This window comes from Streptomyces sp. NPDC002130 (genome assembly GCF_040296465.1).
GTDB lineage: Bacteria > Actinomycetota > Actinomycetes > Streptomycetales > Streptomycetaceae > Streptomyces.
In genome coordinates, this window is the sequence record NZ_JBEOXI010000216.1 from 1 (window position 1) to 13,948 (window position 13,948).

Here is a 13,948-nt window from a genome sequence, read left to right on the forward strand (position 1 = left end):
AGCTGCTGGTCGAGTGGTCCAAGGAGAACGAGAAGGCCGGCCGCAAGCCGGTGGACATCAAGTACTACCAGAACGACAGCGACACCTACCTCGCCCTCCAGTCCGGCCGCATCGACCTCTACCTCGGCCCCAACCCGACCGCCGCCCACCACGCGGCGACCACCGGGCAGACCGAGGTCGTCGGCACCTGCTCCGGCGCGGGCGCCCGCCTCCAGGGCCTCATCGCGGCCACCACCAAGAAGGACAACGGCCTGGTGAAGCCGCTCGCCGACGCGCTCGACCACGTCATCGAGAACGGGACGTACACGAAGGTCCTCAAGCGCTGGGGCCTGTCCGGCGAGGCCGTGCCGAAGTCGGAGATCAACCCGCCCGGCCTGCCCAAGACCGGCAGCTAGTGCCGCAACAGGCAACGTCCGCCAAGTCGCGACGGGCAGACGTTGCCTGCCGCGGCACTGGCCGACCGCCCCTCATCCCCTTCCGCCGCCCACGCTGAGGAGCACCGACCATGTCCGGCATCCCCCTCGGAGTCCTCGATCTCGTCCCGGTCCCGTCCGGCGCCACCGCCGCCGACGCCCTGCGCAACACCCTGGACCTCGCGCGGCGGACCGAAGAGTTCGGCTACAGCCGCTACTGGTTCGCCGAGCACCACCTCAACCCGGGTGTCGCCGGGACCTCTCCCGCCGTCGTACTGGCCCTGACCGCCTCCGCGACCTCCACGATCAGAATCGGCTCGGGCGCCGTACAACTCGGCCACCGCACCGCCCTGTCCACCGTCGAGGAGTTCGGCCTGATCGACGCCCTGCACCCCGGGCGCCTCGACCTGGGCCTCGGCCGCTCCGGCGGACGTCCCCCCGGGCAGACGGCGCAGCCCCGGCCGACCACGACCCCCGTCGTCGACGGCCGTACCCCCAATGGCCTCAGGATCCCGCCCCGGTTCTCGTTCGAGCACCTGCGGGGCTCACCGCGCCTCCGGCTCCAGCAACAGCTGTTGCAGCAGCCGGGCGCCCGGCACCAGGACTACGGCGAGCAGATCGACGACGTCCTCGCGCTGCTGCGCGGCGACTACCGCTCGGCGGACGGCCTCGAAGCGCACGCGGTCCCCGGCGAGGGCGCCGACGTGCAGGTGTGGATCCTCGGCAGCAGCGGTGGGGAGAGCGCCGACGTCGCCGGCCGCAACGGCCTGCGCTTCGCCGCCAACTACCACGTCAGCCCGGCCACCGTCCTGGAGGCGGCCGAGGGTTACCGGGCCGCGTTCCAGCCGTCCGACCACCTCGACAAGCCCTACGTCAGTGTCTCCGCCGACGTCGTCGTCGCCGAGGACGACGCGACCGCCCGCGAACTGGCCACCGGGTACGGCCCGTGGGTCCGCAGCATCCGCACCGCCGAGGGCGCGATCCCCTTCCCCACCCCCGAGCAGGCCCGCGCCCATCCCTGGACCGAACAGGACCGGGCCCTGGTCGCCGACCGCGTCGACACCCAGTTCGTCGGGTCGCCCGGACGCGTCGCGGATCAGCTCGAACAACTGCGGGAGGCCACCGGCGCCGACGAGCTGATCATCACGACCATCACCCACGGCCACGCCGACCGGGTCCGTTCGTACCGGCTCCTCGCGGAGGAGTGGCAACGCCGGTGACGTACACCCGCTGTGCGCAGCGGCGGCGCCGTGCGGGCTCCCGGCCACCGCCGGCGCGAGACCGGACGTCCGGCCACCGCGACGCCGGACGCGGTCACGACCTGACCGCATCCCGTGCGACTGTGAGCGCGTCAGCCGCCCGGACACCTGGATCGCGGGTCGGCACACGACGCGAAAGGCCGAGGTGCTCCGTGACCGTTCTCGACGCCCGGGCGCTCAACCGGGCCACCCTGGCCCGGCAGTTGCTCCTCGACCGCGCCGACCTGCCGGTCCTCGACGCGGTCGCGCACCTGTGCGGTCTCCAGGCGCAGGAACCGCAGGAGCCGTTCCCCGGGCTCTGGTCGCGGCTGCGGGTCTTCGACCCGGCGGAGCTGTCGGACCTGCTGACCGGGCGCCGTGTCGTGCGCACCCACCTCATGCGCCGCACCGTCCATCTGGTCACCGCCGACGACGTCGTGGCCTGGCGTTCCCGCCACGACGCCATGCTCCGCGGGCGGGTCCTCGGCGTGTACCGGCGTGAACTCGACGGGATCGATCCCGTCGAGCTGGAGGCGGCGGGCCGCGAGGTCATGGCGGACGGCGAACCCCGCTCCATGCCCGAACTCGCGCGAGCGGTCGCCGACCGCCTGCCCGGGGCGCAGCCGCGCCCCCTGGGCGAGATGCTGGTCGCGGCCCTCCTCCCGACGGTGCAGGTACCGCCGCGCGGCCTGTGGCGCACCAGAGGGGGAGCGCGTTACGCGCTCATCTCCTCCTGGCTCGGCCGCGAGATCGACCCGCCCTCCCCGGACGTTTCCGACCCAGTTGGCCAGACGCTGGTACGGCGTTACCTGGCCGCGTTCGGCCCCGCCGCCTCGGCCGACCTGCGCGCCTGGTGCGGTCTCGCCGGACTGCCCGCCGCGGTCTCCGCCCTCCGCGAGGAACTGGTCGCCTTCCGCGACGAACGCGGCCGCGAACTGCTCGACCTCCCCGACGCGCCCCGCCCCGACCCCGACGCCCCGGCACCGGTGAGGTTCCTGCCGGCGTTCGACAACGCGATCCTCGGCTATCACGATCGCAGCCGCATCATCGACGACGCGCACCGTCATCTGTCCGTCGCCGGCGCCCGAGTCGTCCTGGTCGACGGCAGGGTCGCCGCGACCTGGACCGTCGACGCGGACACGGTGCTCGTCACCCCGCTGCGCCGTTTCTCCCGGAGCGACCGCACGGACGTGGCCGAGGAAGGGCGGGCGATGGCCGCCTTCCTCTCCGGCGGCGAGAGCGACCGGGTACGGATCGCGGCCTCTCCTGACTGAACCGGGACTCGCGCGCTCGGAATGCGCATTCCCGGCGTTGAGCGGCGGGCGTTCCCGGCGGACAGGCGCACACTGGAAGGGTGCTGCCGGTGCTCACGAGGGGGTGTCGGCCCATGGAAGCGTCAGAGCGTGTGACCGTGCGGTGGTGGCGGTGGCGGCGCAACGCGCTCAAACGGCGCGTCGACGTCGTCGAAGCCTGGATCGTGCTCGCCGGCTGGGTGCTCGCCCTGCTGGGCGGGCTGGTCGCGGGACTGGTTGCGGCGGGCACGGTCGAGCGGGCCGTCGAGCGGCAGCGGGCCGAGAGCCGCCAGGTCCGGGCCGTGGTGGTCGAGGACGCGCCTGGCCCGTCACCGGCCCGCGAGGCGAGCGACCACCGGGTGTGGGGCAAGGTGCGGTGGACCGCACCCGACGGCTCGACCCACCGGGAGGAGGCCCGGGTACCGGCGAGAGCACCCGCCGGAAGCACCCTCTCCGTGTGGGTGAACCGGGGCGGTGACCTCACGACCCCGCCCGTTTCCGGCGGCGAGGCCTGGCTGCACACCGCCATGGGCGGCGCGCTCGCCGGGGTCTTCACGGGCGCCGCGGTACTGGGAGCGACCTGGCTGACCCGGCTGGGCCTCGACCGGCGCCGCATGACCCAGTGGGACGCGGAGTGGGAGCGCATCGACACGCGGAGGGGCTGGAAGACGGGCTGAACACGGTCCTGTGCAGGCCTGGAGACACCGGCGCCGTCCACCCCGCCGGCGCGCTTTCCGCCCCCGGATCTGGCTCCGGTGCGAGCGTGCGGCCTCGGATCTGGCTCCGGTGCGAGCCTGCGGCGCTTGGGGCGTGGTCCGGTGTGCGTGCGGCGCTTGGGGCGTGGTCCGGTGTGCGTGCGGCGCTTGGGGCGTGGTTCGGCGTGCGTGCCGCCGCTGGGACCTGGCTCCGGGTGTGCGGCCTCTGGGGCCTGGCTCCGGCGTGTGTGCGGCTCCTGGGACCTGGCTCCGGCGCTCCTGCGACTGGGACCTGGTTTCGGCGCGCCTGCGCCCACCCCCGGGAGCCGATTCGGCGCGCCACGCCGCTCAGTGGCCCGGGGCCGATCGTCGTCGCGGCCGTGACGTCCGCCAGGGCAAGGGCGGGCAGCGGGGCACGTGGGCGGCGCGGTGGAACCGCGCCCGGCCGCGCGTGGGCTATCGCGACGGCTGCGGGAGGGGCGACGCGGACGGCAGGGGCGTGGCCGTGGACAGCCGCGCGGTCGCACCCTCGACCTGCCGCACCGTGCTCTCGCCGGGCCGGTGGCCCGTGCCCGCGCCGGTGGACAGCTGGGACCAGGTCCCGAGGGCCAGCGCGACGGCGGCAGCGGTGGCGGCCACCCGTCCCACGCGCCGGGCCTTGGCACGGCGGTCCAGGTCCCGCCACGCCACGCGGACCCAGAGGTCCTCCGGCTGCCACAGATCGCCGACGGCGTGCGGGGGCTGGAGCTGCCGCCCCGCAGCCCGCTCCCTGGCCGAGGGTTCCCTGGGAGCGGAGACGCGTATGGCGGACTCGCTGTCCGTGAGGAACCTCAGCCACACGTCGTCGGGGACCGGGCGAACGCCGGGCCGCTCATGGGGAGTGTTCCGCCCGTCCGGCTCTTCGGTGGTCACGTCCCGTCATCCCCTCTCCGGCCGTCGCCTGATCACTGCGCGGCGCAAGATCAGTATGCCGCCCGGGCACCGGAGCCGTCCCCCCTCCGGTCGCGGACAGCGCGTCCGAGACCGACTTGGAACGTGCCGTGGGCGGGAGGGCCCGGCCGCACTCCCGCCGCACCGCTCAGACCGTGGCCGGCAGGACGTGGTCACCGACCTTGTCGGTGCTCAGGCACAGCGAGCAGACGACCGCGTCGTGCGTCCGGCAGGCGGCCACGTCCGGCCGCTCGAACTGCTGCCGGCACACATGGCACTCGTAGGCGACGGCGCTGGGGTTGCCGTCCTCGTCGAGGATCGGCTCGGCGATGCCGTCGTCGGTGCGGCGCAGGTAGTACCGGCCCTTCGTGACGACGGCCATCAGCGGTGTGAGGACGAAGGCGATGACGGCCGCGGCGACGGGGGAGTACGGCTGGAGCGTGTCGCCGAGGGCGTGGAAGTACATGGCGATGGACAGCCCCGAGGCGGCGACGAAGGCCACGACCCCGACGGGGTTCACGGCGTAGAGCATGCCGCGGCGGAACTCGGGGGCGTGCGGGGACAGCTTCAGCAGGTACTTGTTGACGCCGATGTCGGTGGCCACGGTGACCACCCAGGCGATCGCGCAGTTCGAGTAGAAGCCCAGGATGCCGTTGAGGAAGCTGAACATGTCGGCCTCCATCAGGGCCAGCGCGAAGCCCAGGTTGACCAGGACGAAGACCATCCGGCCCGGGTAGCGCCGGGTGACCCGGGTGAAGGAGTTGGTCCAGGCGAGCGAGCCCGAGTACGCGTTCGTCACGTTGATCTTGATCTGGCTGATGACGACCAGCACCACCGCCAGCGGGACGACGAGCCAGGACGGCATCATCGCGTCGAAGGCACCCTTGAACTGCTGAATCGGCTCGGGCGCGGCGGAGGCACCGACCTCCGCGATGATGTACACCGCGAGGAACACGCCGATGGCCTGCTTCAGCGCCCCCAGCACCACCCAGCCCGGGCCGGCCATCACCACGGCCGTCCACCAACTGCGCTTGTTCGCCTGGGTCTTGGGCGGCATGAAGCGCAGGTAGTCGATCTGCTCGCCGATCTGCGCGATCAGCGACAGGCACACGCCCGCACCGAGCAGCACGGAGGCGGTGTTGATGCCGCCGTCCCCGTCGGTGCCCGCGTAGGCGAGGAAGCGGTCGACGGTGCCGGGGTCGGTGGCGACCAGGTAGACCAGCGGGCCGACCATCAGCAGGAGCCAGATCGGGGTCGTCCACACCTGGAGCTTGCTCAGCGCCGTCATGCCGTAGATCACCAGGGGGATCACCATCAGCGTGGAGACCAGGTAGCCCAGCCAGAGCGGCAGTCCGAGGCCCAGCTTCAGGCCCTGGGCCATGATCGAGCCTTCCAGGGCGAAGAAGATGAAGGTGAAGCTGGCGAAGATGACGCTGGTGAGGACCGAGCCGAAGTAGCCGAAGCCGGAGCCGCGGGTGATCAGGTCCAGGTCGATGTTGTAGCGGGCCCCGTAGTAGGCCAGCGGGAAGCCGGTCACGAAGATGACGACGGCGGCGACGGCGATCGCGAGCAGCGCGTTGCCGGTGCCGTGGGCCAGTCCGATGCCGGCCCCGATGGAGAAGTCGGCCATGTAGGCGATGCCGCCGAGCGCGGTCGTCGCCACCACCATCGGGGTCCAGCGCCGGTAACTGCGCGGCGCGAAGCGGAGCGTGTAGTCCTCGAGGGTCTCCTTGACGGCCTGGTCCGTGCCTGGTGCTGCCTGCGGTGCGGGTTCCGGCTCGGCCACTGCGGCCAGTCGTGGCTCGGTACTCATGCCACGCCTCCTTGCTGCGGATTGGGGACTGACAAGGCAGGCACGGTAGGCAGTGGTCGTTACCCCTAAATACTTCCTGAGTGAAGGGAACGTTTCGGAGCCATCCCACCGGACACCGGCGGCTCTTTACGGCACCCCCAGCACGAACAGCACGTATCCCGCGTACGACCCGGAGGCCAGCGCGGCCGTGCCGAGGACCGCGGCCAGGGACGGCCATCGGAGCCGGCGCATCGCGAGAGCGAGGGGGACGAACAGCGGGAATAGCGGGAGCAGATAGCGCGAGACGTTGCCGAAGTACTGCTGGGTGGACATCACCATGAGGTAGGACAGGATCGTGTAGACGACGAGCACGGCAGGTGGTCGCAGGCGCATCAGCAGCACGGCCAGCACCGGCACCATCAGCACCACGCAGACGCCGATCACGTCCTCGAAGGGCATCGCGAAGCGGTAGTCGAAGTGACCGACCGGGATGGACGTCAGCACGTCGAACGTGTGGGCTCCCCAGTCGAACTTGTGGGCCCAGGCGCCGTCCTGGAGTTTGGAGTAGCCGTTGATGTCGCCCATGCGGTAGTTGACCCAGCCGAGATAGCCGAACACGCCCAGGGGCGCGATCGCCACAGCGGCCAGGGGACGGCGGACCCCGTCCTCGCGTCGGCGCAGGGAGAGCGCCGCCGCGACGGCGAGGGCGGCGACGAGCGCGACGGCGGTCGGCCGGCACAGCCCGGCCGCGCAGGTCAGCAGGCCCGCCGTGAGCCAGCGTCGGGTCATGACCGCGTGGCAGGCCCATGCGGCGAGGGCCGTGTAGAGGGACTCCGAGTAGCCCGACCACTCCGTGCCCGAGCCGGGCCAGACCGCCCACAACCCGGCCGCGACGAGACCGGCCCGGTGGCCGCCGAGACGTTTCGTCACGGTGTAGATGCCGAGAGCGGCGGCGAACGAGGCGACTACGGAGACCGTCATGCCGGCGCCGTACAGGCCGAGTCCGGTGCACTCCGAGACCAGCCGCATCAGCGTCGGGTACAGCGGGAAGAACGCCGCCGAGTTGCCCTCCAGCGTGATCAGGCCCGTCGCGCCCGGGACCGGCTTCAGGGCCGGGTCGTACCCGTGCGCGGCGATCTGCTGGTACCACCAGCCGTCCCAGCTGGCCAGGACGTCCCAGGCGTGCTCGCCGCCGCCGAAGCGCGGGTTCTTCTTCCGGAAGTCGCCCGCGGAGTCCAGCAGGAACATGAAGACGGCGAAGCCGGCCAGCTTCAGCACGCCGTACGTCAGCAGCACGGGCCCGTAGCGCTCGGCGGCGGCGCGCAGCCACGGCCGGAACTTCCGCGCGTCGTGCGGGACTTCGGGCCTTGCGGAACCGACGGGCGGGCGGCGCAGCTGGACGGTGCTCATGTGGCGGAGGGTCCTGTCGTGCGGCGGGCCGGGAACACCCAGGCCCGCAAGAGGAGGAAACGCAGCAGCGTCGCGGTCAGGTTGGCGACGACCAGAGTCACGAGCTCGACCCGGTGGCCGGCCCCGGGCACGGTGTGGTGGAGCAGGGCGAGCGAACCGCTGGTCAGGGCCAGTCCGATCAGGAAGGCGGCGAGGCCCTTGAGATGATGGCGCAGTGCGCCGCCACGGCCCCGTACACCGAAGGTGAGCCGCCGGTTGGCCGCCGTGTTGGCGATCGCGCTGGCGAGCAGGGCGAGCGCGTTGGCGGCCTGCGCTCCTGTCGCCGGTCTGAGCACGGTGTACAGCAGCAGGTAGCACAGGGTGCTGGCGGCACCGACGGCGGCGAAACGCACCACCTGCCGGGCCAGGCCCGCGGGAAGCTCCCCGGCCAGGTCGCCGCCGCTGCGGCGCAGGGCGGACAGCGGCAGCCTGCCGCAGGCCAGGGCTTTGCCGATCCTGGCCATGCCACGCAGGTCGGCCAGCGCGGTGGAGAGGATGTGGACCCGGCTGTCGGGGTCGTCCACCCAGTCCACCGGCACCTCGTGGATCCGCAGGCCCGCCCGCTCGGCGATGACCAGCAGCTCGGTGTCGAAGAACCACTCGCGGTCCTCCACCAGCGGCAGCAGCCGCTCGGCGACGTCCCGCCGCACCGCCTTGAACCCGCACTGCGCGTCGGTGAAGCCCACCGCGAGCGTGCCGCGCAGCAGCCCGTTGTAGCAGCGGGAGATGATCTCCCGTTTCGGCCCGCGCACCACCCGGGAGCCGCGGGCCAGCCGGGTGCCGATGGCGATGTCCGAGTGGCCCGAGATCAGCGGCGCGACCAGCGGCAGCAGCGCGGCGAGGTCGGTGGACAGATCCACGTCCAGATACGCCAGCACCGGGGCGCGGGAGCGTGACCACGCGGTGTGCAGCGCACGGCCCCGGCCTTTCTCCGCCAGCCGGATCCAGTCCGTGCCGGGCAGTTCCGCGGCCAGCCGGGCGGCGATCCGCGGGGTCGCGTCGGTGCTGGCGTTGTCGGCGATGGTGATGCGGAAGGCGTAGGGGAAGGTCTCGCCGAGGTGTGCGTGCAGACGCCGGACGCAGGGCTCGAGATCGTTCTCCTCGTTGTACACCGGAACGACCACGTCCAGGACGGGGTCCGGGTGGTGCGCCGGCAGGGGCGCCCGGCGGGGCAACGCGGACGGTTCGGGTGCCGGGCGGTCGATCAGGACCGACCGCAATACGGTTCGCATGGCTGTCTCACGGTCTCTTTCTGGCGTGGGGGCATGCCCGAGCGCCGGTTCCGGGCATGCCGAGGGCGCCCGTGACGGGTGTTGGCGTCGAGAAGTTCGGGGCGAGGGTGCCCCTGACGGGAAGGCCGCTCAGGCGGCTACTCGGGGTAGACCGATGCGGAGGGTTCTTCGGAGGACGGAGCCGACGGAGGGGCGGTCGTCGGCGTGGAGGAGGGAGGGGGCGGCGCGGGCGGTGTCGAGGAGGTCCGGCTCTCGGAGGCCGTGGTGGTCGGTGCGGGGCCGGCCGTCTCGTTCGTCGTCCCGGACGGGGTGATGCCGTCGGTGGTGGTCGTGGTCGCGGGCAGGGTCGTCTCGGGCTGCTCGGTCGGGGTCGTGCTCGGTGCCGGCGCCAGGCTCGTCGGGGTGCTGTCCGGTGAGGCCGTCGGGCTCGTCACCGGCTGCGGGCGGTGGTCCGCGGGCTGGGCGCGGGTGAACATGTGGGGCAGCAGGGCCAGTCCGACGCTGAGCCCGGCCACCGCCACGGCGGAGCCGCCCGCCTTCCACAGCATCCGCGACCGGCGGCGGGCCCGGATGCCCGCGTGCAGTCGCTGCCGGTGCGCGGGCTCGTAGGGGGTGTGCTGCCGGGTGTCGTGCATCAGCCGCGACAGGTCCCGCTCGAAGTCGTCCATCGGTACTCCTTTCACCCCACGGGCCTGACGGTGTCGGACAGGATCTGGCGGAGCCGTGCGACTCCGCGTGACGCATGGGACCGGGCGGTGCCCACCGGGCAGCCAAGGGCCTGGGCGACCTGGGCCTCGGGCAGGTCCTCGTAGTAGCGCAGCACCACCGCGGCCCGCTGCTTCGGCGACAGCTGGGCCAGTGCCGCCTCCAGCCGCGAACGTTCCGCGACGGCGGACGACACGTCGCCCGGGTCGGCCCGGTCGGGCAGGTGCTCCACCGGCCGCTCACCCCACCAGCGCCGCCGCGCCGAGCGGGCCGCCAGCCGTACCAGCACCGTGCGGACGTACGGCTCCGGTGCCTGGTCTGCGACCTTCGGCCAGGCGAACCACAGCTTGACCAACGCCTCCTGCACCAGATCCTCGGCACGCTGCCGATCGCCCCCCGTGAGCAGACGCGCGACATGGAGCAGCGCCGACCAACGGGCGGCCGCGAACTCGTCGAAGCCGTCCGCCCGAAACTGCTCCATCCTCACCGTCCTGCGTCTCAGTGGCCCCCTACACCTCTCAAAAGACGCCGGCCCCCGCTCCACGATGCACTTGAAACCTGTGATCCACATCACCTCGACGGAGGTGGAGCCGGGCATGGGAAAGGGGCCCGTGCACAGGCACGGGCCCCTTTCCGGGCGGACGCGGACTTCCTAGGTGCGGTCACCCTTCGGCTGGGCGGGCTGGTCGGGCGTGCCGTGCGGCGGCGGGCTGTGCGGCTGCGGCGACGTCGCGGGCGACACGGGCGAGCCTCCCTGAGCGCCCTGCCCCGTCTCGGGGCGCAGGGCGTTCGGGTCGCCGGACGTCGGCTCGGCGCCCGCGCGCAACTGGTCGAGCCGTGAGTCCAGCAGCCGGGTCACCGGCAGCCGGTCGGCGTGCGACCGCTCGTAGGCGAGCAGTTGCTCGACCTCGTCCCCTGACAGCGACCGCACACGGCTCTCCAGGCCGCCGATCGGCAGATGGTCGTAGTCGGGCAGTGGCAGGGTGCTGCGGGCGGAATCGGCCATGGTTCTCACTTCCCTGTGTACGACGTGCTGTACGAGCCGGGCGGTGGGGGTCAGCGGGCTCCCGGGCCGCCGCTGCCGAAGCCACCGCTGCTGCCCTCGTTCCAGCGCGGGCGTTCCTGTGAGGCGCTGGTCCGGTCGCTCTGATTGCCGTGGGTCTTCAGTTCGTGCGGCGTCAGACGCTCCTCACTTCTCGGCATCTCGTCCGGCTCGCGGCGCTCCAGCGTCTCGCGGACCGGTCCGCCGTCGGGCAGCCTGGGCTGCTCGTCGGGCCGCGGCGGGCGCCGGCGTTTGTGCCGCAGGCCCAGGATGAAGGCGCCCAGCAGCAGGGCCAGGACCACCAGACCCGTCACGACGAACCCGAAGCCGGGGGCGTCGCCGCCCGCGGCCATCTCCATCCATGCGTTAGTCATGGCCCGCGGGTACCCCTGGTCCTCACCATGAACCCGGCCCCCTTCCGACCAGAGCCCGGCCCGTCCGTGCGTGCTACTCCGCGGGAAACACCGGTTTGACCGGCCCCGACCGGGGCTACCCGCGCTGTGTGACTTCGACGACATCCCAGCAGGAGCTGTTCCGGTTCCTGGAGGACCGTTTCGCCTGTGCGCAGGCGTGTACCGAGTGCGCGCGGGCGTGCGCGCTGCGCGCGAGCCTGGTGGATCCCGACGGCACCGAGAACCAGGAACTCGTACGACGCAAGGGCATCATGTGCGCGGAGGTCTGCGACGCGACCTGCCGTGTGCTGTCCGAGCAGAACCAGGTGGACGAAGGCACCATCCGGGTCCAGGTGGAGTGGTGCCGGACCGTGTGCCTGGAGGCCGCCCACGTCTTCGACCGGCAGCCGGGAGCGGAGGGCTCTGCTGCGGCGTGCCGCGCGTGCGCACGGGCGTGCACGGACTTCCTCGCCACGCTGAACTGACCGACGCCATTCCCAATTTCTGAAACACGTTCTACGGTGTGCGCCGACAGGACCGGCCTTGGGAGCCTGGAGGCGCCGTGCACCTCGAATACACGCCCGAGCAGCAGCGGCTGCGCACCGAACTGCGGTCCTACTTCGCCGAACTGGTCCCGGACCAGGCGTACGCCCGGCACGGCGACCCGGCCGCCCAGAAGCGGTTCTACCGCGAGACGATCCGCCGGCTCGGTGCGGACGGCTGGCTCGGCGTGGGCTGGCCGAAGGAGTACGGCGGGCGCGGCCTGACGGCCATGGAGCAGTTCATCTTCTTCGACGAGGCCGCCCAGGCCGGTGTCCCGCTGCCGCTCATGGCGCTGAACACCGTCGGCCCGACGATCATGCGGTACGGCACCGACGAACAGAAGGCGTACTTCCTGCCGAAGATCCTCTCCGGCGAGATCGACTTCGCCATCGGCTACAGCGAACCCGGCGCCGGCACCGACCTCGCGTCCCTGCGCACCAGGGCGGTACGGGAAGGCGACGAGTACGTCGTCGACGGCCAGAAGATCTGGACGACCAACGGCGACACGGCCGACTGGGTGTGGCTGGCCGTGCGTACCGACCCGGACGCACCGCCGCACAAGGGCATCACCATGCTCCTGGTGCCGACCTCCGACCCCGGCTACTCCTGCACCCTGATCAACACCCTCGCCTCGCACGACACCACCGCCAGCTACTACGAGAACGTCCGCGTCCCCGTCTCACGCCGGGTCGGCGCCGAGAACGAGGGCTGGCGGCTGATCACCAACCAGCTCAACCACGAACGCGTGACCCTGGCAGCCCACGGCACCATGGCGATCCGCGCCCTGCACGACGTGCGGCGCTGGGCGACGGAGACCAAGCTCGCCGACGGCCGCCGCGTCGCCGACCTGCCCTGGGTACGCCGCCTCCTGGCCCGCACCCACGCCCGGCTCGACGCGCTGAAGCTGCTCAACCGGCAGATGGTCGGCGCGGTCGAGAACGGCAGCCTCACCCCGCAGGACGCCTCCGCGGCCAAGGTCTACGGCTCGGAGGCCCGGCGCGACGCCTACGCCTGGCTCATGGAGATCGTCGCGGCGCCCGGTGCCCTGAAGGAGGGCTCGGCGGGCGCGGTCCTGCACGGCGAACTCGAACGCGGCTACCGCTCGGCGGTCATCTTCACCTTCGGCGGCGGCAACAACGAGATCCAGCGCGAGATCATCTCGTGGATCGGACTGGGGATGCCGAGGGTGCGTCGCTGACGGGGTGTGACGACCGTTGTAGAACGGCACCGGAACCTTGGGGAAGCCGAAGCCGCGCATGGGGATGGCCTCCCGGTGGTCGTCCATGACCTCGGCCATGGCGCGGCCCGTGTAGGTGGCCATCTGGACGCCGTGGCCGCAGTAACCCATGGAGTAGTAGAGGTTGTTGTCCTCGCCCGCGTGCGGAACGCGGGCGTAGGAGAAGCCGACCATGCCGCCCCGTACATAGTCGATCTTCACCCCGGCCACTGCGGGAAGATCTCGGTCATCTCCCGCTTCAGGACGTCACCGCTCTTGACGTCCGAGGCGGGGTCGGAGGGGGCGAAGAGGGCCCGGCCGCCGAAGGCCAGGCGGTTGTCCGGGGTGATGCGAATGCAGTGGCCGATGGTCCTGGAGGGCACGACCACGCGGTTGTCGGGGATGAGCTGCCGGGCCCGCTCCTCGCCCAGTGGCTCGGTGACGATGACGAAGCTGCCGACGTTGATCAGCCGCTTGCGGAACCAGGGCATGGCCTTGTCGGTGTAGGCGTCGGTGGCCGCCGTGACCTGCGTGGCGCGGATGGTGCCGTGCAGGGTCCCGACGAGGAAATCGCCCCGGTCGAGCAGGGCTCCGTGGCAGTAGTCGGAGCCCAGCTCGGCACGTAGATCGCTCTTGCTCGGCAGCGTGGTGTCGTGGCCGAAGTTGTCGGCCAGGTCGCGCTGCTCGGCCCGCATGCTCTCGAAGTGCTGCGGCCTGAACGCGACGGCCGGACGCCCTGCGCGGTGGAAGTCGCAGTCGATCTGCTCCTTGACCGTCAGCTCCTCCACCACGTCCACCGCCTCGCGGAAGGCGTCGCACAGTTCCCGGGCCCGCGGCTGCCCACAGCGCTTGCCTGCCTCGGCGGGACTGATGGTGATGCCCTGGGTAGCCCCGATCCCGATATTTGCCGGTCTCCGCGTCTTGGCTGGATCACTCTGGAGGGCGGGGACGGCGTCGGCAAGAAGCTGGTCGAGGAACTCGTCACCGACTCCTACCGGCTCGTCGTCGC

Annotated in this window: 15 protein-coding genes and 1 pseudogene; 7 read left to right on the forward strand and 9 right to left on the reverse strand. The window is 72.0% G+C overall.

Annotation, left to right across the window (positions count from 1 at the left end; all coding sequences use genetic code 11):
* From ABT116_RS31375 to ABT116_RS31390, 4 genes are all read left to right on the forward strand, one after another.
* Nucleotides 1–395, forward strand: a 395-nt coding sequence (locus ABT116_RS31375; protein WP_351640741.1) for a type 2 periplasmic-binding domain-containing protein, incomplete at its 5' end; no start/stop codon positions are given.
* Between the two features lie 110 nt (nucleotides 396–505).
* On the forward strand, nucleotides 506–1,633 hold the full coding sequence (locus tag ABT116_RS31380; RefSeq protein WP_351640744.1) for an LLM class flavin-dependent oxidoreductase: 1,128 nt from the start codon (nucleotides 506–508) through the stop codon (nucleotides 1,631–1,633).
* 191 nt (nucleotides 1,634–1,824) lie between these two features.
* The gene (locus ABT116_RS31385) at nucleotides 1,825–2,925 is read left to right on the forward strand and encodes a winged helix DNA-binding domain-containing protein (protein ID WP_351640745.1); all 1,101 of its coding nucleotides are present in this window, start codon (nucleotides 1,825–1,827) and stop codon (nucleotides 2,923–2,925) included.
* A gap of 113 nt (nucleotides 2,926–3,038) precedes the next feature.
* Nucleotides 3,039–3,620 carry an Rv1733c family protein gene (locus ABT116_RS31390; RefSeq protein ID WP_351640748.1) on the forward strand — a complete coding sequence of 194 codons (582 nt, stop codon included), beginning with the start codon at nucleotides 3,039–3,041 and terminating at the stop codon, nucleotides 3,618–3,620.
* Between the two features lie 474 nt (nucleotides 3,621–4,094).
* Here the strand turns inward: ABT116_RS31390 and ABT116_RS31395 are convergent, their stop codons facing one another.
* The 8 genes from ABT116_RS31395 to ABT116_RS31430 all read right to left on the reverse strand — a co-directional run bounded on the left by ABT116_RS31395 (nucleotide 4,095) and on the right by ABT116_RS31430 (nucleotide 11,162).
* Nucleotides 4,095–4,550, reverse strand: coding sequence for a hypothetical protein (locus tag ABT116_RS31395; protein WP_351640750.1), 456 nt, complete (start codon nucleotides 4,548–4,550; stop codon nucleotides 4,095–4,097).
* A 166-nt stretch (nucleotides 4,551–4,716) separates the two neighbouring features.
* Complete coding sequence (locus tag ABT116_RS31400; protein WP_351640752.1) at nucleotides 4,717–6,381, reverse strand: purine-cytosine permease family protein; 1,665 nt, start codon at nucleotides 6,379–6,381, stop codon at nucleotides 4,717–4,719.
* Nucleotides 6,382–6,507: 126 nt separating this feature from the next.
* Nucleotides 6,508–7,770: a putative hexosyltransferase gene (locus ABT116_RS31405; RefSeq protein ID WP_351640756.1), complete on the reverse strand. Its 1,263-nt coding sequence runs from the start codon at nucleotides 7,768–7,770 to the stop codon at nucleotides 6,508–6,510.
* A complete protein-coding gene (locus ABT116_RS31410) occupies nucleotides 7,767–9,041 on the reverse strand; it encodes a bifunctional glycosyltransferase family 2/GtrA family protein (RefSeq protein ID WP_351640758.1) in 1,275 nt (424 codons plus the stop codon). Before ABT116_RS31410 ends, ABT116_RS31405 begins: the two co-directional genes overlap by 4 nt.
* Before the next feature lie 137 nt (nucleotides 9,042–9,178).
* Nucleotides 9,179–9,709 carry a cellulase gene (locus tag ABT116_RS31415; RefSeq protein ID WP_351640761.1) on the reverse strand — a complete coding sequence of 177 codons (531 nt, stop codon included), beginning with the start codon at nucleotides 9,707–9,709 and terminating at the stop codon, nucleotides 9,179–9,181.
* An 11-nt stretch (nucleotides 9,710–9,720) separates the two neighbouring features.
* The gene (locus ABT116_RS31420) at nucleotides 9,721–10,227 is read right to left on the reverse strand and encodes a SigE family RNA polymerase sigma factor (protein ID WP_351640763.1); all 507 of its coding nucleotides are present in this window, start codon (nucleotides 10,225–10,227) and stop codon (nucleotides 9,721–9,723) included.
* 171 nt (nucleotides 10,228–10,398) lie between these two features.
* On the reverse strand, nucleotides 10,399–10,752 hold the full coding sequence (locus ABT116_RS31425; RefSeq protein WP_351640764.1) for a DUF8129 domain-containing protein: 354 nt from the start codon (nucleotides 10,750–10,752) through the stop codon (nucleotides 10,399–10,401).
* Nucleotides 10,753–10,802: 50 nt separating this feature from the next.
* Nucleotides 10,803–11,162, reverse strand: coding sequence for a DUF6479 family protein (locus ABT116_RS31430; protein WP_351640765.1), 360 nt, complete (start codon nucleotides 11,160–11,162; stop codon nucleotides 10,803–10,805).
* A gap of 128 nt (nucleotides 11,163–11,290) precedes the next feature.
* On the opposite strand from ABT116_RS31430, the gene ABT116_RS31435 reads away from it, so the two are divergent.
* Both ABT116_RS31435 and ABT116_RS31440 read left to right on the forward strand, forming a co-directional pair.
* Nucleotides 11,291–11,665: a four-helix bundle copper-binding protein gene (locus ABT116_RS31435; RefSeq protein ID WP_351640767.1), complete on the forward strand. Its 375-nt coding sequence runs from the start codon at nucleotides 11,291–11,293 to the stop codon at nucleotides 11,663–11,665.
* A 77-nt stretch (nucleotides 11,666–11,742) separates the two neighbouring features.
* On the forward strand, nucleotides 11,743–12,921 hold the full coding sequence (locus ABT116_RS31440) for an acyl-CoA dehydrogenase family protein (protein WP_351640770.1): 1,179 nt from the start codon (nucleotides 11,743–11,745) through the stop codon (nucleotides 12,919–12,921).
* Between the two features lie 236 nt (nucleotides 12,922–13,157).
* On the opposite strand, the gene ABT116_RS31445 is transcribed toward ABT116_RS31440, so the two are convergent.
* Nucleotides 13,158–13,634 (reverse strand): FAD-dependent oxidoreductase, encoded by a 477-nt coding sequence (locus tag ABT116_RS31445; RefSeq protein WP_351640774.1) that lies wholly within the window; start codon nucleotides 13,632–13,634, stop codon nucleotides 13,158–13,160.
* Nucleotides 13,635–13,865: 231 nt separating this feature from the next.
* Between ABT116_RS31445 and ABT116_RS31450 the strand changes: the two are divergent.
* Nucleotides 13,866–13,948: pseudogene (locus ABT116_RS31450) on the forward strand (MmcQ/YjbR family DNA-binding protein); the annotation flags it as partial.